At 53.8% G+C, this 22,669-nt stretch carries 22 protein-coding genes and 1 pseudogene; 15 read left to right on the forward strand and 8 right to left on the reverse strand.

Annotated features, from left to right (window positions below):
• Positions 1 to 20: 20 nt before the first annotated feature.
• The 4 genes from otnI to ACFQUU_RS18460 all read left to right on the forward strand — a co-directional run bounded on the left by otnI (position 21) and on the right by ACFQUU_RS18460 (position 3,789).
• The gene (gene otnI / locus ACFQUU_RS18445; protein ID WP_382249583.1) at positions 21 to 794 is read left to right on the forward strand and encodes a 2-oxo-tetronate isomerase; all 774 of its coding nucleotides are present in this window, start codon (positions 21 to 23) and stop codon (positions 792 to 794) included.
• A 98-nt stretch (positions 795 to 892) separates the two neighbouring features.
• Positions 893 to 1,879, forward strand: a complete 987-nt coding sequence (locus tag ACFQUU_RS18450; protein ID WP_382249585.1) for a TRAP transporter substrate-binding protein — start codon at positions 893 to 895, stop codon at positions 1,877 to 1,879.
• 117 nt (positions 1,880 to 1,996) lie between these two features.
• The gene (locus tag ACFQUU_RS18455) at positions 1,997 to 2,491 is read left to right on the forward strand and encodes a TRAP transporter small permease (RefSeq protein ID WP_382249587.1); all 495 of its coding nucleotides are present in this window, start codon (positions 1,997 to 1,999) and stop codon (positions 2,489 to 2,491) included.
• A 20-nt stretch (positions 2,492 to 2,511) separates the two neighbouring features.
• Positions 2,512 to 3,789, forward strand: a complete 1,278-nt coding sequence (locus tag ACFQUU_RS18460; protein WP_382249588.1) for a TRAP transporter large permease — start codon at positions 2,512 to 2,514, stop codon at positions 3,787 to 3,789.
• A gap of 77 nt (positions 3,790 to 3,866) precedes the next feature.
• Here ACFQUU_RS18460 and ACFQUU_RS18465 read toward each other — a convergent pair whose 3' ends face one another.
• Together ACFQUU_RS18465 and ACFQUU_RS18470 are read right to left on the reverse strand one after the other, a co-directional pair.
• Positions 3,867 to 5,324, reverse strand: a complete 1,458-nt coding sequence (locus ACFQUU_RS18465) for a hypothetical protein (RefSeq protein WP_382249589.1) — start codon at positions 5,322 to 5,324, stop codon at positions 3,867 to 3,869.
• A gap of 116 nt (positions 5,325 to 5,440) precedes the next feature.
• Positions 5,441 to 8,173 carry an EAL domain-containing protein gene (locus ACFQUU_RS18470; RefSeq protein WP_382249590.1) on the reverse strand — a complete coding sequence of 911 codons (2,733 nt, stop codon included), beginning with the start codon at positions 8,171 to 8,173 and terminating at the stop codon, positions 5,441 to 5,443.
• Between the two features lie 282 nt (positions 8,174 to 8,455).
• Between ACFQUU_RS18470 and ACFQUU_RS18475 the strand changes: the two are divergent.
• Together ACFQUU_RS18475 and ACFQUU_RS18480 are read left to right on the forward strand one after the other, a co-directional pair.
• Positions 8,456 to 8,731 (forward strand): annotated as a pseudogene (locus tag ACFQUU_RS18475) (response regulator); the annotation flags it as partial.
• Positions 8,732 to 8,891: 160 nt separating this feature from the next.
• Positions 8,892 to 9,236 (forward strand): CzcE family metal-binding protein, encoded by a 345-nt coding sequence (locus ACFQUU_RS18480; RefSeq protein ID WP_382249591.1) that lies wholly within the window; start codon positions 8,892 to 8,894, stop codon positions 9,234 to 9,236.
• Between the two features lie 272 nt (positions 9,237 to 9,508).
• Here the strand turns inward: ACFQUU_RS18480 and ACFQUU_RS18485 are convergent, their stop codons facing one another.
• Both ACFQUU_RS18485 and ACFQUU_RS18490 read right to left on the reverse strand, forming a co-directional pair.
• The gene (locus ACFQUU_RS18485; RefSeq protein ID WP_382249592.1) at positions 9,509 to 10,270 is read right to left on the reverse strand and encodes a DUF2076 domain-containing protein; all 762 of its coding nucleotides are present in this window, start codon (positions 10,268 to 10,270) and stop codon (positions 9,509 to 9,511) included.
• Between the two features lie 118 nt (positions 10,271 to 10,388).
• The gene (locus tag ACFQUU_RS18490; protein WP_382249593.1) at positions 10,389 to 10,982 is read right to left on the reverse strand and encodes a hypothetical protein; all 594 of its coding nucleotides are present in this window, start codon (positions 10,980 to 10,982) and stop codon (positions 10,389 to 10,391) included.
• 664 nt (positions 10,983 to 11,646) lie between these two features.
• Here ACFQUU_RS18490 and ACFQUU_RS18495 point away from each other — a divergent pair.
• The 4 genes from ACFQUU_RS18495 to ACFQUU_RS18510 all read left to right on the forward strand — a co-directional run bounded on the left by ACFQUU_RS18495 (position 11,647) and on the right by ACFQUU_RS18510 (position 14,587).
• Positions 11,647 to 12,141, forward strand: a complete 495-nt coding sequence (locus ACFQUU_RS18495) for a phasin family protein (RefSeq protein WP_382249594.1) — start codon at positions 11,647 to 11,649, stop codon at positions 12,139 to 12,141.
• Between the two features lie 107 nt (positions 12,142 to 12,248).
• Positions 12,249 to 12,740: a phasin family protein gene (locus tag ACFQUU_RS18500; RefSeq protein ID WP_382249595.1), complete on the forward strand. Its 492-nt coding sequence runs from the start codon at positions 12,249 to 12,251 to the stop codon at positions 12,738 to 12,740.
• Between the two features lie 241 nt (positions 12,741 to 12,981).
• A complete protein-coding gene (locus ACFQUU_RS18505) occupies positions 12,982 to 13,704 on the forward strand; it encodes an esterase/lipase family protein (RefSeq protein WP_382249596.1) in 723 nt (240 codons plus the stop codon).
• Between the two features lie 250 nt (positions 13,705 to 13,954).
• Positions 13,955 to 14,587, forward strand: a complete 633-nt coding sequence (locus ACFQUU_RS18510) for a CDP-alcohol phosphatidyltransferase family protein (protein WP_382249618.1) — start codon at positions 13,955 to 13,957, stop codon at positions 14,585 to 14,587.
• Between the two features lie 682 nt (positions 14,588 to 15,269).
• On the opposite strand, the gene ACFQUU_RS18515 is transcribed toward ACFQUU_RS18510, so the two are convergent.
• On the reverse strand, positions 15,270 to 15,845 hold the full coding sequence (locus ACFQUU_RS18515) for a thermonuclease family protein (protein ID WP_382249597.1): 576 nt from the start codon (positions 15,843 to 15,845) through the stop codon (positions 15,270 to 15,272).
• Between the two features lie 1,090 nt (positions 15,846 to 16,935).
• Here ACFQUU_RS18515 and ACFQUU_RS18520 point away from each other — a divergent pair.
• From ACFQUU_RS18520 to ACFQUU_RS18530, 3 genes are all read left to right on the forward strand, one after another.
• A complete protein-coding gene (locus ACFQUU_RS18520; RefSeq protein ID WP_382249598.1) occupies positions 16,936 to 17,817 on the forward strand; it encodes a neutral zinc metallopeptidase in 882 nt (293 codons plus the stop codon).
• Between the two features lie 108 nt (positions 17,818 to 17,925).
• On the forward strand, positions 17,926 to 18,207 hold the full coding sequence (locus ACFQUU_RS18525) for a hypothetical protein (protein ID WP_382249599.1): 282 nt from the start codon (positions 17,926 to 17,928) through the stop codon (positions 18,205 to 18,207).
• A 14-nt stretch (positions 18,208 to 18,221) separates the two neighbouring features.
• A complete protein-coding gene (locus tag ACFQUU_RS18530; RefSeq protein WP_382249619.1) occupies positions 18,222 to 18,440 on the forward strand; it encodes an RNA-binding S4 domain-containing protein in 219 nt (72 codons plus the stop codon).
• Here the strand turns inward: ACFQUU_RS18530 and ACFQUU_RS18535 are convergent.
• A complete protein-coding gene (locus ACFQUU_RS18535) occupies positions 18,437 to 18,829 on the reverse strand; it encodes a winged helix-turn-helix transcriptional regulator (RefSeq protein ID WP_382249600.1) in 393 nt (130 codons plus the stop codon). The genes ACFQUU_RS18530 and ACFQUU_RS18535 overlap by 4 nt on opposite strands.
• A gap of 99 nt (positions 18,830 to 18,928) precedes the next feature.
• On the opposite strand from ACFQUU_RS18535, the gene ACFQUU_RS18540 reads away from it, so the two are divergent.
• Positions 18,929 to 19,498, forward strand: coding sequence for a carboxymuconolactone decarboxylase family protein (locus ACFQUU_RS18540; RefSeq protein ID WP_382249601.1), 570 nt, complete (start codon positions 18,929 to 18,931; stop codon positions 19,496 to 19,498).
• 99 nt (positions 19,499 to 19,597) lie between these two features.
• Here ACFQUU_RS18540 and phaP read toward each other — a convergent pair whose 3' ends face one another.
• Positions 19,598 to 20,149 carry a TIGR01841 family phasin gene (phaP, locus tag ACFQUU_RS18545; RefSeq protein ID WP_382249602.1) on the reverse strand — a complete coding sequence of 184 codons (552 nt, stop codon included), beginning with the start codon at positions 20,147 to 20,149 and terminating at the stop codon, positions 19,598 to 19,600.
• A gap of 374 nt (positions 20,150 to 20,523) precedes the next feature.
• On the opposite strand from phaP, the gene ACFQUU_RS18550 reads away from it, so the two are divergent.
• Complete coding sequence (locus ACFQUU_RS18550; RefSeq protein WP_382249603.1) at positions 20,524 to 21,534, forward strand: hypothetical protein; 1,011 nt, start codon at positions 20,524 to 20,526, stop codon at positions 21,532 to 21,534.
• Positions 21,535 to 21,702: 168 nt separating this feature from the next.
• On the opposite strand, the gene ACFQUU_RS18555 is transcribed toward ACFQUU_RS18550, so the two are convergent.
• Positions 21,703 to 22,419 carry a hypothetical protein gene (locus tag ACFQUU_RS18555; protein ID WP_382249604.1) on the reverse strand — a complete coding sequence of 239 codons (717 nt, stop codon included), beginning with the start codon at positions 22,417 to 22,419 and terminating at the stop codon, positions 21,703 to 21,705.
• Positions 22,420 to 22,669 lie beyond the last annotated feature (250 nt).

Consider the following 22,669-nt stretch of genomic DNA (forward strand, 5'->3'; position numbering starts at 1 on the left):
GCGAATACGAAAGGAATGCCGTGCCAAAATTTGCAGCCAACCTGACAATGATGTTCAATGAAGTGCCATTCCTGCAGCGCTTCGAGGAGGCATCCCGCGCCGGTTTCAAGGCAGTCGAGTTTCTGTTTCCCTATGAGCATGAGCCGCAGGAAATCGCGGCGGCACTGAAGAGTCACGGCCTCGACAACGTGCTGTTCAACATGCCGCCGGGGGACTGGAGCAAGGGAGAGCGCGGTATTGCTTCGCTGCCCGGCCGCGAAGCCGAATTCCGTGATGGTGTTGCAACAGCCCTCACTTATGCGCAAGCGTGCGGTACGCCTTGCCTGCATGTCATGGCGGGACTGCTGCCCCTGGGCGCAGATCGTGAATTGCACCGCCGCACTTATCTTGACAACCTGCGCTTTGCAGCAGCAGAAACTGCACAGCACGGCATCACATTGCTGATCGAGCCGATCAATACCCGCGATATCCCGGGCTACTTTCTGAATACCCAGGCCGAAGCACACGCGATCCGAGAGGAAATTGGCGCGTCGAACCTGAAGGTACAAATGGATTTGTACCATGTTCAGATCGTGGAAGGCGATATCGCAATGAAGCTGCGCCGCTACCTGCCGCATGTCGGGCACATACAAATTGCCGGCGTGCCGGAGCGACATGAACCAGATATCGGCGAAATCAATTATCCCTACCTGTTCCACCTGCTTGACGACCTTGGTTATCAAGGATGGGTGGGCTGCGAATACCGCCCCGCCAAAGGCACTGTCGAAGGATTGGGCTGGATGAAATCACTGTAGGGCTTGCTGCTGATTTCCCGTATGCACGCAAGCGGGATTTATAGGATCATCTGCTGTACAACGCTGTGAACATCACTAATAAACCTAGGAGACTTCAAATGAAAGCATTACGCGTTACGACTCTTGCCATCGCCGTATCGGGACTCATTGCCGGCTTCGCTTCACAGCAGGCGGCTGCCCAGACTGTGATGCGCATCAGTGTATCCACCGCGCAGAATTCTCACCAGGGTGTCGCGATCGATACCCTGGCAAAGGAAGTCGAGAAGCGCACCAACGGCCGTTACAAGATCCAGACATTTTATTCGGGCTCGCTCGGTGCCGAACGTGAAGCGGTCGAAGCGGTACAACTCGGCACACAGGAACTGACCTGGACCTCGACCGGCCCGATCCCCAATTTCGTCCCTGAAGTCAAGGTGTTCGATGTGCCCTTCCTTTTCCGCGACTACGCACATGCACGTGCGGTGCTCGATGGCCCGATCGGGCAGGAAATGCTGACCAAGTTCGATTCCAAGGGCCTCAAGGCGCTGGCGTGGGGTGAAAACGGTTTCCGTCACATGACAAACAATAAGCGCGCGATCAACGCACCGGAAGACATGAAGGGCCTGAAGATGCGCACCATGGAAAACCCGGTCCATATCCAGGCCTATAAAGGCTTCGGCATCATCCCGACGCCAATGGCTTTTACGGAAGTATTCACCGCCCTTCAGCAAGGTACGGTCGATGGTCAGGAAAATCCTTTGTCAGTCATTACCGCCAACAAATTTGACCAGGTGCAGAAATATCTGACCCTGACCGGCCACGTTTATTCGCCAGGCGTTTTCCTGATGAACAAGGCGACGTTTGACAAATTGTCCGCAGCGGACAAACAGGCTTTTCTGGATGCCGCCAAGGTTGCCGCCAAGGCCAACCGTGACCGCGTCGATGCCGATGAAAAGAGCGCTGTAGCCGATCTGCGCGGCAAGGGGATGCAGGTCGTCGATAACGTTGACAAGAGCAAGTATCAGGCAACCCTGGCACCGGTGTTCGCTGATTTTGAAAAACAGTTCGGCAAGGCGACCCTGGACAAGATCCGGGCCGCCAAGTAAGGATCATTCATCACCGACGCCCCATTCACGGGGCGTTTTCCTTATCCATGCAAGTACAAAGTACAACAATGCCCGGTGCCGTGACGGCTGCGGGGCAACAATAGGATAGAGAGTCACATGAAATCTGCATATCTTTCAGTAGCACGGCGGCTCACCGGCTTTTCGCTGGGCTTTGCCTGCCTGATGCTGATCCTGTCATCCGTACTCGGCATGTACCAGATCCTGACCCGGTTCATTTTCGAACAACCCGCTGAATGGAGTGAAGTGCTGATCCGCTTCTTTCTGATCTGGATGGTTTTCATGGGCTTGCCCGAAGCATTTCGTCTCGGCTCGATGGTATCGATCGACCTGATGCACCGTCTGGCTCCCCCCGCATTCCGTCGCGTGCTCGATTTTGCCATCACCCTCGCCACGCTGGCGCTGCTGGCTGTCATCATCTGGTATGGCTGGGACTATGCGCAACGCGGTAAGGTGCAGACCATGGCCGGCCTCGAAGAACTGTCAATGTTCTGGGCCTATGTGGCGTTGCCGGTCGGTGGTCTGTTCGCCGTTATCGGCGTCATTGCCAACTTGCTGGACCCCCAGCACCAGGAACTCGAAACCGCTCAATAAACGCACAACAAGGCTCGTTCATGTCTCTTACCATGCTCATCACGATGATCGTGTGCTTTGCCTTTTCGGTATCGATTGCAGTATCGATCGGACTGGCCAGTGTCATCGGCATTTCCGTTGCCAACGCCAACATGCTGATCGCTGCAAAGGAAATGTTCACAGCGATCAACAAGTTCCCGTTGGCTGCCATTCCCTTTTTTATTCTTGCCGGCAACCTGATGGAAACAGGCGGCATCTCACAGCGGCTCGTCGAGTTCGCCAAGTCCCTGGTCGGCGGCATTCAGGGCGGCCTCGCCGCTACCTGCGTGCTGACCTGCATGATCTTTGCGGCCGTGTCAGGATCATCAGTCGCGACAACCTTCGCCATTGGAGCAATCCTGATCCCGGCCCTGGTCAAGCATGGCTATCCGATTAATTATGCTGCTGCGCTGCAAGCAACATCAGCGGAGCTTGGCGTCATCATCCCGCCATCGATCCCAATGATTCTGTATGGCGTCTCCGCGGAGGTCTCGATCGGTGAACTCTTTATCGCCGGTTTTGGTCCAGGCATCCTGATCGGCGTGGCGCTGATGGTTTTTGTAATCATATATGCGCGCATCAAGGGCTACGGCAAGCACGACCATGAAGGAAAGCTGACCGTCTTGGCGGCTGCAAAGCAGGCATGGCTCGCGCTGCTGATGCCGGTAGTTATCCTTGGCGGCATCTACGGCGGCGTATTCACGCCGACCGAAGCATCGGTTGTCGCCGTGTTCTATGCATTGATCCTCGGCCTGTTTGTGTACCGTGAAACGCGCCTGGCCGATATCGCCGTGATCCTGAAAAAATCGGTGCTGTCCTCCGCGGTGATCATGTTCATCATTGCCAACGCGGGATTGTTCAGTTTCATGATCACGCGTGCCGGCGTGCCCGATGCGATCGGCACCTATCTGGCCGAGACATTGAAAAGCCCGGCTTACTTCTTATTGGGCGTAAATGCCGCGTTGTTCATTATCGGCATGTTCATCGAGACATCGGCATCCATCATCGTGCTGGCGCCCATCCTGGTACCAGTGGCGATAAAATTCGGCATCGACCCGGTGCATTTCGGCATGATCATGATCGTCAATCTTGCGCTGGGCATGATCACTCCACCGTTCGGTGTCAATTTGTTTGCCGCCTGCACTGTCGCCAAAATTTCCCTCGATAACATCATCCCGCGACTCTTGCCGTTCGTCGGGGTGATTCTGGCTTGCCTTGCCGTCATCACTTACTTCCCGCCGCTTTCCTTGTATCTGCGGGACCTGGTGTACGTACGCTAAAGCTATTCGTGGCCGGGGGTACGTCAGACGTACCCCCGGCTCAATTCAGGCCAGTCAACAGGCTAGTGACGAATTTCTTAAGCGACAATCAGAACGTAAGCGGTCAACAATGTACATACTACGGCAGACGTAGCGACGGCGAAGGCCGCATTTCTGCCCAGGCTGATCTGGTAAAGCCCCTCGCCTGAATACCGACTCGCCGTCAGCGACAGCACCGAAAAAGGTGTCACGCTGGCGGACAATCCCCATCCTGCAAGAATGGCTGCCATATGTGCGATCGGCGGCATGCCGAGAAGCTCCGGCGTCATTGTTGATGCAAGAAAGACAGACGAAAGCACAGGATGAATGCCCATAAGCGCGGTCACCATGATGGCGATCAGCAAAAAGCTGATGCCAAACACCGGATGACTGCTCAAGCTTTCGCCAGCCGCCAGCGCCCAGCTCGCCGGAAAGGCATCCGCCATGATGCTGCCGGCGCAACCCGCTGACAGGAAAAGCGCAGCTTCGCTGGCCATTGCGGGAAACAACAACATGCTCTGTCCAAGGCCCTTCGCGCCATCTTTCCACCGATGCCCGTCCCGACCCATGGCGACATTGAAAAGCAACGATACGAGTGGAGCCATCAACACGATTGAGGCAGAGACCACGATGTGCAAGGCGCGACTGAGAGCGAGTATCAGCACCAGGAAGCCGATCAGCGATATCAGTAGCGGAAACGCGTTCATCAACAAGTCGGTGATAGGTGTTGGTGTGCTCGCCGGCGGTGCAAGCGATTTGCTGCCGGCCCGGTACAGCAGAGCGCCGACGATCAGTGTCAGTTGTCCTACGCCCAGCCCAACGGGAAAGACTTCAATCCAGTGCAGTGTGGGATACAGTGCAAGCAGGACGGCCATATTGCCAAACACCGGGCTCCAGCAACTCGCTGCTGTAAATCCGCGCGATACGGCAACGACGGTGTCTGTGCGAACCTGACTCGGCCTCTCGGCGGCTGGCGCAGCCATGACAAACGTCAGGTTGGCGCCGGCCAATCCCAGTATTCCTGAAAAGAACTGGGCGGTTACGGCAAATGCCATGTAGCGCCCCGTACCTTGCCGCTCGCGCAGGCCGGCGCCGATCATCTGTATCCTCTTGCTCTGCACCGCACAGCGCGCAATCAGCATGACGCTCGATGTCAGCGATAGCAGCAATCCAGCAACAAACACGCCACGCTGAACGGCTGCCAATGGATCTTTGGCAAAAGGAACAAGCACAATGCCGGCTGCAAATAAGACAAGGGAGGTCGTGCGCAGTCTTTGGTTGATCCGGGCGTAGCCGGCAATGATAAGCACGGCCGCGGCGAAAGCCGTAGGCAGATACAGCCAGCTAGGACCGCCGAATGCCCGGAATAAGCTGCTGCCGATAAGGACGATGACGGCGCCAATCCCTGCGATGGTTCTGCGGTCAAGCGCAGGATGCAATGCCTGCTCCACCCCGTTCTGAGGCGAGGTAACGTCGGTTTTCTTTTTTTGCGGGGACTGGTGCGGATTAGTCATCATTCTCACTACGGCATAGGTGCGTGCGTACGCGCGGCAATGATATCTGCGTTTAATGAGAAGCGCATTGCCGCACATCTACACGCAGCAATGCAGCCCACTGCGAGATTGCCATGCTGCTACCTGACGAATTCTTCGTCGCGCGCGCTCGCCGCTGGCGTGAATAAAAAACGCCGATCCAGGATATGCGGCACTTCTTCAGCAGGTACCGGCCGGGAAATCAGATAACCCTGGACTTCGTTGCACGACAAGGCTTGCAGCACCTGTAGTTGCTGACGAGTCTCGACCCCTTCCGCTACCACGCTCATCCCCAATACATGCGCCATGGAGATCACCGCCATCACAAGCGCTTCGCCTTCCTTGCTGTCATCGAGCTGTGCAGTGAACGCCTTGTCGATTTTCAGTACGTCCATATCGAGGCGCTGTAATTGCGCGAGCGATGAGTAGCCGGTCCCGAAATCGTCGACCAGCAGCTTGATCCCGAGCGATTCGATTTCCGCGAGTTCTTCAGCAACGATGCTGTCTTCACTCATCATGCACGTTTCCGTCACTTCGATTTCTACCAGAGAGGAATCGAGACCGGTCTCCAATAGGCAAGACGCAAACAAGGCGCTCAACCCACCCTGACTGAACTGACGTGGCGACACATTGATGGACACCGGCACGACGCGCATGCCGGCCGCTTTCCATGCCGCCAGCTGACGGCATGCCTTCCTTGCGACCAGTTCGCCAAGCGCGACGATCAGGCCGGTCTCTTCCGCGATCGGGATGAAATCCATCGGAGGCACCATCCCGCGCTCCGGATGTCTCCAGCGGACCAGCGCTTCCATACTGCGCAGTTCACCACTGTACGTATCGACGCGCGGCTGGTAATACAGTTCGAACTCATCGAACGTGATCGCCTGCTGCAGCGCCTTCTCATTCTTCATGCGCGACAGCAGCCGTTCAGAAAGACGTTCTTCAAAGAAGCAGTAATGACGTTTGCCACTTCCCTTGGCCGCATACATCGCTATGTCAGCATGCTTGAGCAGTGTCTTGGCATCGGCGCCGTCTTCCGGAAACAGGCTAACCCCCACTGAGCCGTACACCACATGGCTGCTACCGCCTGCAATCAGAAAAGGTTCATGCAAGGTCGAGATGATACGGTCGGCGACCCGTACCACATCATCGCTTGACGTCACCTGCTCAAGGATGACAGTGAACTCATCTCCGCCAAGGCGCACCACATGGTCGGTCGGACGTACTACCGAACGGATTCGGCCAGCGGCGGCCTGTAGCAATTCGTCTCCGGCTGCATGTCCAAGCGTGTCGTTAATGATTTTGAAGTCGTCGAGGTCGACAAACATAACCGCGAGCATCGAGCCTGTCACCCTTGCCTTCTCGACAGCCAAGGGCAGATAATGCATCAGCCAATGCCGGTTCGGCAGGCTAGTGAGTTCATCCGAATTAGCTACACTGGCCAGCGTCTCTTCGTGTTCCTTGGTCTCGCTGATATCGCGCACGGTAATCGCCAGGCCATTACCCGAGCGCACGAGCTTTTGATACACCCAGTTTACTTTCAGGGGGTTTTCGGGCGGAACCTTCATCTCGGCTTCATAGAAACCCGCTTCCATCGCATTCTGGAACACGGCGAATGCGCGCGAGGCCTCATTGCCCGTGAAAAGCTGCGAAAACCGGGTGCCGATTAACCGGTCCTTGGTAGTGCCGACCAGCGATGCGCCGCGTTCATTGCAATCGACCAGCGCAAAGTCAATCAGATTGCTACGTCCATCATAGATGGCGCGTACCATGTAAAAACCTTCACGGGCGCCATCGATTGCGAGGTGATACGCTTTTCTCAACTCTTCCGCTTGCTTCTTTCGCCATGCCAGGCCGGCGGTAAAAGCCATGCCGAACACGGCGGTAAAAATCAGGAAGGCGGAGGCAGCAAAGGCAAAGCGCAGGTAGTCTTCGCGCATCGACTTGAACGGTTCAAGATAGGCTTGCTCCGACAACCCGACGACGGACAATAGCGGATAGCCCTCTACGGCATGCCATGCAACGACGCGCGGCTCGCTGTCTGGAAACCATGAACCTGACAATGGCATGCTTCCGCTCGTACCTTGAAACGCCGGAAGTGTCGTAAACATCGAGGATGCATCGACAGTGCCCTTGCCGCTTTTCGATGCAAGCATCTCGCCATCGTTGCGGTAAAGCGCGATGAAGTCGTTACGGCTAAGGCTTTCCTGATCGGTGAACGAAGCAAGGTATTGCGGCTCGACGATCACGGAAATAACGCCGGCGAACGAACGGTTGCGGTCGGCCAGGCTGCGCGTGAAGCGTACGACCTTCGCGTCGCTTTGCAGTGCAATTTCCGGTTTATTGATACGTAAGCCGTCGACCCGGCCCATCATGTGTTGCTGGAACCAATCACGATCGTGGATGTAGATGTCGCCAACTCTTAAACTGGTACTCTGCGACAGGTGCCCGCGCGAATCAAACAGCGTCACCCGGAGTTGCGATGATTTTGCGTAGAGTCCGCGACGCATCTGCTCTTCAAGATTCAATCCACCGGCCGTTTCCCAAAAATACTGGAGATTGAGCGTAATCTGATCGAGTTGCTCGACTGAACGCGTGAGTTGCGCGGAATAGGCTTTGGCGAGCGAGCCGGCTTCCTGCAACGCTGCATCGTTCAGTAAGGATCTTTCTGCTTCGATCCTGGTAACCGTAACGCCCCAAACAACCGCGCCGATCACGACGCAAATGCCTGGCCAGGCCAGTACGCGGGCGCGACTGATTGCATAGGAGGACTTCTTCCATTCCTGCCGGACGAGCTGAACTCTCCTTACGTTTTCCGAAATAAGCTTGTGCACCTGACGCCGATTGGAAGAAAGCCATAAAAAAAGCGGCTGTGGGCGGCATGCATGTTTATGGAAATGCACCCCTTAGGTACCTGCCCGCACCGCATTTAGTTGCTACAAATCAAGACTAGCATAGCATAGGGGTAGAGGCATGTTTTCACTTTGATTGTGTCGCCTTCTACGTGCAAAAGTTGGCTTACTACAACGTATCTCGAAGGAAGAATGGATTTTCCTGTTCATGCGGCGTGGATTTGAAGCTTTTATTCGTAATCATTCTTGTTACCGAATTCGCAAGCACTGGCCCTCGAAGCGGTCGCTAAATGCATCTCGGTCCGCGACAAGGTAGCAATGGTCTTGAGTGATCTGGAGATGCCGGAAATGGGTGGTTTCACTCTGACTCGGAACATCAAGCAGCCCTCGCGCTTCAGTGCCATTCCGGTGATAATTTATTCGTCGCTGTCAGGCTCGGCCAACGATGTTCTTGTCATGGCGCCAGGCGCTAACGCTTACGTCGCGAAATTCGTCGTAGAGGATCTGGCGGCGACGATTCGCCGTGTGCTCGTACCTTGAAAGCACTCAAATGATGCAGTTGCAATGACTGAACCATTCAGGCATTAAAGAATCGCACCGATCATGGGCTTGCGCATATTAAGTTGCAGGTTGATGCGGACCCGGTTCATTGACTGCTCATCCACAATTCAACAGGGCCATGCGATATTCGGAGCGTTTCATGAAGCATGCAGGATGGTTGACTGGATCCACCGCGATATTGCTCGCCCTCCTAACGAGCGGGTGTGTAACACGAACTAGTTATACCGATCTATACGGCAGGGAAATTCCACCGGCAGCCTGGGTCGACAGGACGATTGTCCTGACACCGGAAACCCGGTATATCAACGTCGAAGGCGGTCAGTCCGTGCGTTTTATTGTCGGCGATAAGGCCTTTGCGTGGCACTTCATTGTTGCGCGCACGGTGGACGCGTTCGACCTCAAGGAAGTCGCACCTGTGGGCCTGCTTGACCATACAGTCATGGCGTATGTGTCACCTGACCCGAAATACCTGTCGGTACCCTGAACGGCCTCGACTGGCGAATGTGATGGTTGCAATGGATGCGATATCAGGATAACAAAGCATGTTTTTCTTTTTCTCAAGTCGACTCGGATGCCTGGGGTCTATCGTGGTATCGATCGTTGTGACGCTGCTGCTGTTGCTGTTCTTTGGCGTGCTATAAAACGCTGCGGACGAACACCATTGCAAACTTTAACCTGTGCTAAAAGCAGAATGTTCCTTGGCATTCTTCCCACATCCACTTTCTGTCTGCCAAAATCAGATTAATCACACGTAAGTCAAACCTCGTAACTATCGCTATCTCCACCGAGATCGGTATCGAAGTTTGCATCGCTGGAGAGCTGCTCCTCGGTTGGAATATTCAATCCACCCTGATCATCGGACATTGTCTCGGATTTTCCCGAAGCAGATTCGGGTTCAATGCCGGCAAGGTTGTTCGCATTGTCGGTCGACGGATTGCCAACGTTGTCCCGGTTACCCGACACGTTGTCACCCAAGTGCGGCGAATGATTGCCAAGAAGATTGCCGATGCCCTGGTAGAGAAAAGCGCCTCCAGCAACGCCTGCGGCGGTTGCAGCAATTGTTCCTAACATGCTCCCCCCACCACCGCGTAGAAAACTTGATGGACCACTATCCGTCGCTGGATAAGCTTGCGAGGACTGTGTCGCGAATGGCCGGTTTGCCGGTTCGCGTAATGGCTTACCGGTAAGCGAGACTTCTTGCGAAGGCATTGCATGAGAGACTGTCGCTGTAGCAGGGGCGACAGGTGTCTTGCCCCAAGCATTGGCATCGAGAAAACTATTGCTACCCGATGATTGCACCGATCGTTGCTGCATCTCTAGTGCCGCAATCCGTTCTTGCGCCACCTCCAATGCCTGCTCCAGAATCATTACACGTTGCACGAGCAGGTAAACAGCATTCGGTTGCTGCGACGCCGCCTTAGAAATCAATCTTTCGGCGTCAGCGTCCTTGACAATTTCCCCCACCTGGACCAGCTGCGAAAGAAGCTGTTGCAGCGACTGACTTTCTCGTGGTGTCATGACTCATCCTCATCAGAGGGCATCCGTCATTGTTTGATAAATGACGTAAAGAGGGCAAAACGAAAGTGTGAAAATGTATTCATGTATCCGCCTTTTGTGCATCACAAGTCGATCGAATCTAAGGCGATCTGCGTCGGACCCTGCGAACAACATAGAACACAACCGTCGCAAGCAGCCCGAACAGCAGTAATGCCCCCAAGGGATTGGACTTGGGTTCTGGCTCTTGCAACACTTGCTCATCCCCATAATTACCGGATGCCCCGCCAGTGCTTTCACTCGTGCCGCTGGTCCCGCTCGCCCCACTGCCGCCGCTGTTTTCGTTCTGGTTGACAGCGTTATCGCTATTACCGCGCGATATCAGTGAACCCAGGCCGAGGCCAATCAATGCACCGCCCAGCATGCCGCCCCACGGACTGGCAGCTTCACGAGGAAGCGTCCGTTGAGGAGGCAAAGGTTGTGGTGTGACCGGCGTTGCCGGACGGCTTGCCACCGGATCAACGGGAGCAGGACGTGATTGAGGAGGTGCGGACGGCCTCGGCGGAGGAACGGCCTGCGCTGAACTCGGCGGTTGCGGCGGCGTACTTCGTTGGCGGGCAATAGGTGCTTGGCGCCCACTGGAGCGGCCACTGCCCATACGCTTTGCCTCGGATTCAGGAATCCCCACTGATAGAGTGAGAAGTAGCACCATCAATTTTGCGATATGTCCAGGCATATGTCACCACAGGAAAGATGCATTCCTTCCGGAAGATATTCCGGAGGATTCTTTCATGTTGGATCATGAGCTGGCCAGTAGGTTTCCTGTGACGCAAATCGACATCGCACCGCGACGTTGCATGGCCAATGCAGGTACTCATCCGAGTGCATAGAAGCGTAAATTTACATCTCTAGTCCGATTACCACTGCGCCGAGCACTCCGAGCACGCTAAGCGTCAATACAAAGCCTAACAATACACGTCCGTAGCGATTGCGCGGTGTATGACAGCCGTGACATTCCTTCTCGTTCCATTCTTTCTTGGCGCCGCAAGTGCCGCACCGTCCCGCGATGATATGCCACATGACATTGAGATGAGATAACGATGCGACCAAGATACTGTAACAAGGAACGCTTGTATTGACGCTTAGCAACCGCACGCGATTCCGTCTTTTTGCATTTCGAAACGATTCACGCAATTGCAGCAAAAACGCTGCGTTCACTACGGTTTTCTCTATAAAAAATATGCTTGTGCAATGCATCAGAAAAATTTTTAAGGTGTAGGAACTTGATATGGAGCGGGGGCTCTACTGAGGCCCCGGCGTAGATGCAGGAATTGCAAGACCTGTCGCGCCGGCACGGGTACAACTATTTTTAGATGGAATTCCTTTTTAGGAGGTAACGCATGCTTACGTTTTCCCAACCCATCACCCCTGCCGTCAAGGCACATATCGATGCACAGTATTCTCTGTTTGCAGACATGTCGCAAAAGATGTTTGAGACCGCGCAAAAGATTAATGATCTGAATATGCAAGTAGCGAAATCCGTGCTCGAGGATACATTCTCCAGCGTCCACCAGGTCATTGGCGCGCGCGATCCCTATGAAGCGTTTTCGATTGCCGCTGCTCAGGCACAGCCTCAAGCGGAACGGGTACGCGAGTACCAGCAGCACCTCAACAACATTGCGGCAAACACACAAGTAGACCTTGCAAAGACTGCTGAGTCGCACTTCCCGAACACTAGCCGCACCGCAGCGGCTGTTGCCGACGAAGTAGCAAGGACTGCCAAGGACGAGACTGAAAAGGCAACGTCGCGCCAAAGAGCGGCGATGGAGAAATTCACTTCGCCAATCGATCGCCCGGAAGACCTCAAGAGCCAACCGCCACGGCCTAGCGCCTGAACATTGAGGCCCAGTCTTTGCAACGCAAAATGTGATCTGTGGTGCACATAGGCTCAGCATCATCACCATTTCCCTCGACGACATTATTCAATATTGGAGCTAACAAAATGCTATTCATCTCTCAACCCTTGCCGCCATCCGCCAAGGCACACATGGAATCGCAGTTCACCTTTTTGTCGGAGCTGTCCAAACAGCTGTTCAACACTGCACAAAAAATCAATGAACTCAATATTCAGGTCGCACAGACAGTGATGCAGGAAACCCTCGCCAGCACACGTGAAGTGATGGCTGCACAGAATCCTTACGAGGCATTGTCGATTGCGGCCAGCCAGGTCCCGCCTGCCGCTGAAAAGCTGCGCGCCTATCAGCAGCACCTGAACGATATTGCGGCGCGTACCCAGGTCGATCTCGCAAAAACGGCGGAGACTCACGTTCCGGCAACCGCGCGCACGGCATCGGCCCTTGCCGATGAAGTCGCGCGACGTGCAAATGAGGAAACGCAGAAGGCGACTCAGCGTCAGAAAGCCACGCTGGACAAGATTGCCACGCCGCTCACCAAACCGGATGGCGGCAAGGGCTCTACTGCCAATGTTCACTAAAGCACTTTAAACCATGCGGTCATGCGGTTGGCGACGCCTTAGGCCAATGCCGGCCCGTAACGTAATAAATGGAATGGACAAATTTTTCGACCGTCAAGGCGCTGCAGGAACGGCGCTATTTCATGTTGCGTTATTGGCTGGGGTCGGTATTAAGCCGGCAACCGCATCTGCGACACGGCCCGTTGCAAACGTTGCACGCAGCGATACTCTCTTTCAGGCATAACATTCTGCGACAACGAACATGACTACTATGGAAATCACCACTTATCCGCCCCTGATGCTGGCGCTTGAGCCATACCATGCGATGCTGGACTTTTTTGCAGGACATGCATGGCGCCCCACGCCTCTGCAGCGTGGGGACGGCCATCCTGTATTGGTCTATCCCGGCCTTGGTGTCAGTGGTACCGCCACAACCGATCTGAGGGCGCGGTTACTGCAACTAGGTTATCAGGTCTACGACTGGGAAATGGGTGTAAGCGTCTGGCCGCTCATGGGCCTGGATGCGTGGCTTGCGATGCTTGCCGGGCATTTGAGAAAAATCCACGACGCGCACGACTCTCCAGTCTCCGTCGTTGGCTGGAGCCTCGGCGGCATCTACGCACGGGAACTGGCCAAACTGCATCCGGGATATATACGCCAAGTAATTACCTTGGGTACCCCATTTGGTGGAGATTTTGAAATCCCCAAGGAGCAACATGCTTTCCCTGGTCTTTCCGCTGTCTCCCCTTTGATGGATGCAGCGTTGCTGACACGCCTGGGTGAAGTGCCTCCTGTACCGAGTACATCGATCTACTCGCAGACTGACGGCGTAGTCGACTGGACGCGATGCATCGGGCCGCAATCCACGCTGCATCAAAGCGTTGAAGTTAGTGGCGTAAGCCACTTCGGAATGGTGCATCACCCCGAAGTACTGCGTGTCATTTCTGATTTGCTCGCAGTTCCGCAGCAGGGCAGACGCTCCTGAACAATCAGGACACATGTCGGTTTAATCGTTCGCCATCCACTGATTCAGCCTTCCGCATCGTCTGGCTTCCACGATGGTTTTGCTGGCAGCATCCACATCGCCTCACAACAAAATAACGACGGAGCGGACCTCAGGTATTGCGGAACTGCACCATCCGGTCATTTGCGGAACAGCAAGGAAGGAAACCTTCTTGCGTAAATTGCAATCAGACAGTCATCTCCGCCGACCGGTGGAATTTCTGGATACCATCATGGACCGAGGCCGCAAACCTCCACGGCACTTTTCAATGATCCGCGGCTTTCATCTCGCGGATTTTTTTACACTCGCAAACGCAGCCTGCGGCGTTGCTGCCGTATTTTTTGCCATGCTCTTCGTTGCGACCCAGGCACGGCACTACTTTTTTGCTGCGGCAGCAATGGCACCAGCCGCTTTTATTTTCGATGTACTTGATGGCATGGTTGCGCGCTGGCGTCATGAACATTCGCCTTTGGGAAGAGAACTGGACTCGCTCGCCGACGTGATTTCTTTTGGTGTGGCCCCGGCTACACTAGCATTTGCTGCGGGCCTGCATGGGGGTTGGGATTGGATTGCCCTGATTTATTTCGTTTGTTGCGGTGTAAGTCGACTAGCGCGTTTCAATGTCACTGCAGAAGATCTGTCCCAAGGTGGCGCAAAAGTCGCATACTTTGAAGGAACCCCCATTCCAACCAGCGTGCTGCTTACCGCTGTGCTTGCCTTTGCCGGCTGGCAGGACAAGTTGGGTGATAACCTCTATGGTGGTACCTGGATGATTGGCCCTTGGGCGCTTCACCCCCTGGCGCTGCTCTTCGTCCTTTCAGGCAGCATGATGATTAGTAAGACTCTTAAAATTCCTAAACTTTAAGATCCAACATTAATTATTGCTTCTGTCGTACCGCTGTCTGTTGCCATTGCCATTCGTTCCACTGCGGCCGCTCGTAAACGTATCTGGTACGGCCCAATGCAGCCAACTCGAATGCGTCGCGGCGCAACATATGCCTTACTGGGCATTTATCCCCAATTTCCGTGGGCAAGTCTGTGGATAACAGGCTAATTTAACTTCAAGCATATGATTTAGATAGAGATTTTTTCATGCCTGCCGGACTTGCAATCTCTATATAAAGCTAACGAAACCTCGAAGCGTCAAAATATGGAGAGTTATTAAGTTATCTATTAAATCTGATTGCTGTACCGCTGACCTTTGCTTTTCGCCAGTATCCACAGACGCTGTGGATATGTTTGTGGGAAACAGGGGCTTGACATTTATCAAGCCCAAGCATGACGCGGCTTTCCAACAGTTTGCTGAATTTATCGGCGAAAAATGACTTCCGGAAAATCAAAGACTTGGCTGCGCCGCATTCCCTTCGAATAATTTTTTGTTGAATTACTACATCTTTATTTTCATCATCGGGTATGGTTGAAAATGTGCATAAGTACTCTGACTTGCAGCAAACCTCTGCTTCCGCCGCATTGGCCCATCAATTGGATGGCAACTACGATGAATTTTTACAGCAAACATATATCAGGTGCTGTACCTATACTTGGATTCAGCAACCGTAACGCCTTGCGCCATTAATGACCCGGTATTCCCCACGACGATCGACAAAACAGATTGCTTCATCCGATCTGCTTGCAAGCGACGCCTTGGTACGTCGTAAAGGTCGTCGAAATTCCCATGGCGGGACCGGTTTCTCGTCGGCCCATAATCCTCTTCGCACCTGACGTGCGCCGGCCTCCAGTGCAATGAGATCGGACTGAGCTTTTTGTTTGATATCGACCCAAGCCATTCCTCGCTCCAGTTGTGCTCGTCCCACATCTACACCATCACAAGTCACTACTGCAACGGCGGGAAGAGAATCATTGCTACGGACCATCTTATATACGGCGTCCTTTCCAAGGCATAACTTGGTCAAAGACTGTCGGGAAGGAGCCGAGAATGCCTGCCCTTTTTCAGGAGCGTCAATGTACGCCACACGAACAGTAATCTGTTCGTCCGCATTCAGGAACACGACAGTGTTCCCGTCTGGAACCGAAGCGACTTTTCCGGCACTTGCTATCAAGGGAGAAAATAACAGCAGTATGCCAAGCGTGTTGGTAACAGAAGATGACAATCTGGTCAGCATTATGTAGTGGCAGTCCGGCTAAGTGCCGCAAAAATTTGCCCGGTATGGGTAACAGCCACTTTATAAAAGTACATACCATTAAGCAATATAACCCTATGCTAGCTGTGTCATTTTGTACACTTGCGCACTATCCTTGTTGATGGTTGTCACCTCCGCTTCGAGCTCAATGGATAGCGTGAAAATTGACTTGAAGCCAATGCCACATTCAAATTCCATTATCCTCACTGCGAATGTTCTATTGGAAATATCCCTTAGACAGGGCCAAAAAGATGAAAAATTTTAATACACAAAAGAATCTATTTTAAATTTTGAGAATTTTCGGTGTACTATCTGCGCGCTGTACCAAAAAAATCCAAGCCAGGACGACGAGAGAGACAGAAACCCGCTGGGCTGTGCCAAGCGGGTTTTCTTTTTGGAGTTAGATATTCTTACAGTGAATATCTACTATCACCATAAGAAAGCAGACAAGGATGTTGCGCTGCACTATGATTCTACTTGTCTCCTCCAACTCTCCTTGAATTGGATTTAAGCCCGCTCTTTGAGCGGGTTTTTTTTCGCCGGTACCTAGAGAGAAGAGCGAAACATAAAGTGCTCAGCCACATCCCAAAATATGCGCCCCGGTAATTAGCATAACGTTGACTTCCCTTACTCCTATCATCTAGCACGCTGTAGGCGCACCGCATACTTTTCCATTGCGCCCTCGTTTCTGTAGACATTCTGATTGATGCTGTATGAACAATGTTCGAAGAAATCCGTTTCTGAAACCGAACATTTCGTACGCAGTTAGTTCAGATCTATTGAATAAGATTAATGCCGTTTCTACCGCTAATGACGATTTCAAGATTTGCGCGCGCTGCAATGATGGCGCAATGACGTCGATGTGCTTACCAACGTTCCTGCCTTGATACAAAAGTGGCGATGGTAGTTTTTACACGTTTATTCCTCCTCCCCTAAGACGCGCAAACCCACTGTCTCATCCATGGCCTACTCCAACTTTCAATTGCTTACACGCTGATCCGATGGCAAGCGCGATTTTTGCTTAATATCTTGGCATTTCAGCCATCATTAACGGCTGCACTGGAGAATACCTATGAAATGGGAAGGCAATCGCGAGAGCGAAAATGTGGAAGACCGGCGTGGTTATGGCGGCGGTGGAGGTGGCGGGTTTGGATTTGGTGGCAGGTCTGTCGGTTTGGGTACGATCGCTGTTGCGGTAGTTGCTTCTTACTTTCTTGGCCTGAATCCAATGACGGTCATTAGTATGTTGACTGGTGGATCTTCAGGTATGGCACCCGTACAGCAAATCCCAGCGCAGGCACCACCGGCATCCGACCAAATGGCAAAGTTTGTTTCCACAGTTTTGGCTGATACGGAAGATACCTGGACAGAGATTTTCCGGGCTCAAGGGGGCACCTACGCCAAGCCGCGCCTTGTGCTTTTTTCTGGGAGCACTCCGACGGCATGCGGCACCGGGCAGAGCGCGTCAGGGCCGTTCTATTGTCCGGGCGATCAGAAGATTTATATCGACCTCAGTTTTTACCGGCTTATGCAGCAGCGCTTCCATGTCTCGGGCGAGTTTGCTCAAGCCTATGTAATCGCGCATGAGGTTGGCCATCATGTACAGCATTTGATGGGAATATCGGACAAGGTTGATAGCGCCCGCCAACGCATGTCCGAAGCACAATCCAATGCCCTGTCCGTGCGTCTGGAACTCCAGGCTGATTGCTTTGCAGGCGTCTGGGCACACCACGCCGACCGCGCCCGCAATATCCTCGAATCCGGCGACGTTGAAACGGCATTAAATGCGGCCAGTGCGATTGGCGATGATGCCTTGCAACGCCAGGCACAAGGACATGTCGTGCCCGATTCCTTCACGCATGGAACATCGGCACAGCGGGTCAGATGGTTCCAGCGCGGCATTGAAAACGGCAAATTGAACGCGTGCAATACCTTCGAGACGAAACAGCTTTAATACAGTTCGGATGGCTTGGACCGGTTACTTTAAGGTTCGGGCACAATACAAGGAACGTCGATTATCACGTTCCGTTACAATGCCGCTTTTCTTGATGAAAGTACTTTCATGTCTTACGATCAGGCGCTGAACGCCATGCGCACTTCCCTTGATGACTTGCGGCATAAGCGCACGTCAATCGAGCGCTTTTGTCAGACATGGCGGGCACAGGCGAACGTTTTATCCGCTCTGCCTGCACGCTACGGTCAAGTGATGGAGGACCTGCTCGGGCGACTTGAGGCAGGCAGTCTGTTCACGGAGGAGAGTTGCTCGTTCAGCCAGGAAGATTTACAGGCCAATCTTGCGGTATGGCTGGACAAGGCTTCACAGACACTGGCGGTGCAATCATGAAAAACCGCAAGCAGATGCAAGCACTCGAATTCGCGGTTGAGGGTGAATATGTTGAATTAAACCAGTTGCTCAAGCTGGTTGGCGTTGTCGACAGCGGCGGTGCCGGCAAGGCCGTGGTCGCCAGTGGCGAAGTTTTTGTAGACGGCAAACTCGAAACGCGCAAAACCTGCAAAATCCGCCCAGGTCAGGTCGTCACGTTGGGCGATGTGCGTATCAAGGTTGTCGCAAGCTAATCACATGTCGCCCTTTTTCGGCGTACAGGAGATTGTTCCGAATCGGCGGCGCTTGATTGTGCTGCCATTCTCTCCTGCCACTGTTCAGCCCAATGCTGCAATGGCATCAATGCGTCAAGCAATTCCTTGCCTGACGCGCTCAATGCGTAACCGCCCGGGTCTTCGAGAACCACGACGCCAGCGTCACGAAGTTCTCGCAGGCGCTGATTGAGCACCGTTGGCGACATCGCATCGCAGTGTTCGCGCAGTTCCCGAAACGTGAGCGCTGTCGAACGCAATTCCCACAAGATCCGCAATACCCAACGCTGGCCCAGCATATCGAGCAGGGCCATGACAGGACGTCCGGTGCTTGATCCGCGTACCGGTTTTCCAGGGACTGGCAAAGTCATATTTTCTCCACTACGTTTTTCGTAGCGCTATGCTACAGTAAACGTAGCGCTCCGTCGAGCACAGTGCATCGTCGGGGTGAATTAACCTCTGGAGAACGTATGACTACATCAACCGCACAGCAACGCATATCGCCAGCACTAGCTCCCTATGGCACCGCAATTGACGAGGCCTTTGCCCGTATTACGCCACCCGGCACGGAACCCCTGAATCTGTTTCGCACCATGGCGCGCAGCCCTCGGGTATTGCAACGCATGTTTGCAGGGAGCCTTCTTGATGCAGGTGCCATTACCCTCAGGGACCGCGAATTGATCATCCTTCGGACCTGCGCCCGCTGCGAGTCGGAGTATGAATGGGGTGTACATGTGAAATTTTTCGCGTCCCGGGCGGGACTGACTGATGCTGATGTTGCGGCAACTCGATCAGCACCCGCAATAGTCACCACCTTGTGGCACGGCACTGACCTTCTGCTGATTCGCCTCGTCGATGCCCTGCATGACAGTGCCGCTGTGCCGGACGACTTATGGAGGGAACTTGACGCAAGCTATACGGCGGAACAACTGCTAGAGTTGATTGCCCTTACCGGGTATTACCACACGATTTCGTTTTTGACGAATGCATTGCGCATCACGCCGGAATCTTATGCGCCGCGATTTGCGGATACACAATAAGCGCAGCCTGCACCATAAAAATTAAAATGGGCCGCAGTGTACGCGGCCCATACATGACTGACTATCAGCGCAAGCACTTGCAGATTCGTTGATGAAAACTTAGCTGCCGGCCTGTACTACCGTCGGCGTGAACTGGCTGGCGGCGGTCGTGATGTTGGCTTCAAACGCCTGCACGGCCTGCTTGGCAGTTTTATTAATCTGCTCGTAGCCTGCACTTGCATTACCAAACGCGGTCTTCATGATTGCAATCACGTTTTCCGATCCTGGCGGCGCATTCTTGGCGGCCTGATCGACGAACTCCCCGATGCGACGGCTCGCCTGAGTGAACTGGTCTTCGGCAGCCTTGGCGAAGTCCGCTTGTGTGCTGCTGGCGATATTGGCCAGATGACCGTTGTAAGCCATGGCCTTGTCAAAGCTTGGTTTGACCTGGGCACCGACGAGAGAAAGAAATTCCTGCGGGTTTTGTGCAGAGAGAATTTGGCGAGCGGTCGCGGAGCTTTCCTCCACGGTTGCTTTGACTGCGGTCATGTTGAGCGTGGCGAATTTTTCGATGCTCTCGAGCGTCTTGCCGGTCAGGGCCAGATACAGATTGACGTTGTTTTCAAAACCGGCTTTGGCAGCCTGAGCGAAGGTATCTTGAAGCGGAAACATGGCATCTCCATTGGTGACACTGCGGATGCAGCTAAGGTAGTGAGACGTACGCGCTATGTTGCGTAGCAACACGGCCTATTCTAGAGAGCCTTGGATCGGAATTCAAGCATGTTTTTGTGCAACGCGAAAAGTCTTGAAATAGTGATGTGCCGAGGCATGACTACCCTGCATTTCACGGAACTATGGGTGTGTTGAATGGTCGCGAATCCGTGCACAAAGATGGTGTCGATTGGCCGCTTGAATCTGCCGCAAATCCGCTAATATGAAGCGTCGAAACTCTTATGCACATCCTGCGGCTTTCTGTTGATTTTGGGCGCTGTTGACTCCAGGGTCCAGGCCAAGCGGAAATTCGTCGCTGCCATTGCATAGTAAACATGGACAAGGACCCTCCCCACGCGCAGCTTTACTATTTATTTGGCGCCAGTCAGCATCCCCATGGTACATCGTGGCTTGCGCGCTTGCCCGCCGGCGTGTTCGCGATTTCTGTCGGACTCTTCGCTCTCGCGGGTGCGTGGCGCCGTGCTGCCGGTTTCGGCTGGGAGATTGCGACCGATGCCGGCGAACTGCTCTTATGGTTTGCCGGCATCGTCTGGGCCATATGCATGGTGCTGTATGCGTGCAAATGCAAACGTCATCCTCAGGCAGTGCTCCAGGAATCCCGGCATCCCGTACATGGATCGCTGCAGGCCCTGTTACCAATTTCCGCCATGCTTGGAATCATGTTGCTGCACCGTCCGGGGCAAGGCCTCTGGCTGGTCCTCACTGTCATTGCTCTGGCGCTCAACGGATACATTGGATGGCGCGTCATCAGCACTCTCGCGACCGGCCAGCTACCTCGCAATGCCATTACACCTGCACTGTATCTGCCCATTGTTGGGGGAGCATTCGTAGGCAGCATGGCCCTCGCCATCTTGCAATATCGTAGCTGGGGGGCCATGCTGTTTGGAATTGGGGCCGCAGGATGGGCCGTGCTGGAAGTGCGCATCATGAGCCGGCTGCTTGAAGGCCCGATACCTGAGTCGGTACGGGCGACCATTGGCACTGAACTTGTGCCGCCCGTAATTGCCACGCTGTCCGCCGCGGCCGTCTGGCCTGCTTTGCCGGGAGACATATTGCTTATCGGCCTGGGTGTTGCAGTCATTCCGTTTGCCACGGTGTTTGCGCGGTACCGCTGGTGGACAGGCATACCTTTCAATCTTGGCTTCTGGTCGTTTTCGTTTCCTTTTGCGGCGCTTGCAAGTGTCGTGCTTGAAATCGTACATCGCAGCGGCTGGCCGTTCTGGATCGGCACTTTTACTCTGGTTGCCACGACCGCGATAATGACCTGGCTGAGCTTGCGCACAATCGTTCTTCTCGCGCAAGGCCGATTGCTACAGCCAAACTAAAGCGGACAGCGGTTAAACATGTCCTGGCCAAAACGATGGATTGGCTTGCATTCAGTGGTAACCCTCTCGACGGTGCTTAGTCGCAATGCGACATTCGAACAGTGCACCTGCCATGCGAATTACCTTACCAAGCAATGCAGCCAGGCTGCATTGCTTGTGACTGGCCTGCTAGCGTTGAAGGGTTTCTGTGCGCCGATTGGAACGCCGTTCGGCGGAATGGGACGACACGCAAAACTCAAGATTGGTAATTCCGATCGCACCGGGTGGCCCGGCAACAAAGCCAAATCCGGCCTTGACCGGGAACAGGCAGTTATCACGCAGTATCAGGTCGGTATGGCAGTTTGGTGTTGGTGAGTAAAGATGGTTCTTGATCTCGTTCCAGATAGGTTCGGTGACCCATCCATAGAGGTAAAGCTGATTGGGATACAGGGAGTTGTCCGAGTCCATGTAGGCCTTCTGATTTTTCTGTAACGGCGGATCTTCCGGCTTGGTGTTCGATACGGACAGGTCAACCGAACCTTCGCCGATCGGGTAAGCCTCTTCGTTCTGGTAGGAAGTATACGCAAGACGGATATGCCAGCGGACCGTCAATGCGATCCGTTTTTCCATACCCATTTTTTCGCTCGCCATGAGCAAGCCATCCGTGACGGTCAACTGGGTGCACATTACCTGACCGATCAGCGTCGGTTCCAGTTTGCGGAACTCATCCAGGTTTTCGTGCAGATTCCAGAAAAACCATTTCGCACGTTCTCCCTCCGTCATGTCGGGCAAGTCCGCGATTGTCTTGGCGCCATGGCCCTCGATTGTTCGCATCACTTCCTTGCGCAATTTTTCATGCGTTTCATCAACTTCGGCACCGAATCGACGGATGTAATCGCTACGCATAAACCTCTCCGAAAAAGCACTGCTGAATTACCCAGTGTAGGGCTGAATCTGAAAATGAACAGGACGGCAAACACGGCGGCATCCGTGTCTTGAAGGATTGCAAATCCCTCCCGCGGATAGAGCCTTAAGCATTCCGTAAGTTCATGCCCATCGGCCATCAGCAAACTATTTTCAAGAACAGCATGGGAATTCGGGCAATGATCGCTGTAAGCAAAGCATTGGGCATCGGATAGTATCGGACCATCCCTTC

Source organism: Herbaspirillum sp. GCM10030257, assembly GCF_042666555.1.
GTDB lineage: Bacteria > Pseudomonadota > Gammaproteobacteria > Burkholderiales > Burkholderiaceae_D > Noviherbaspirillum.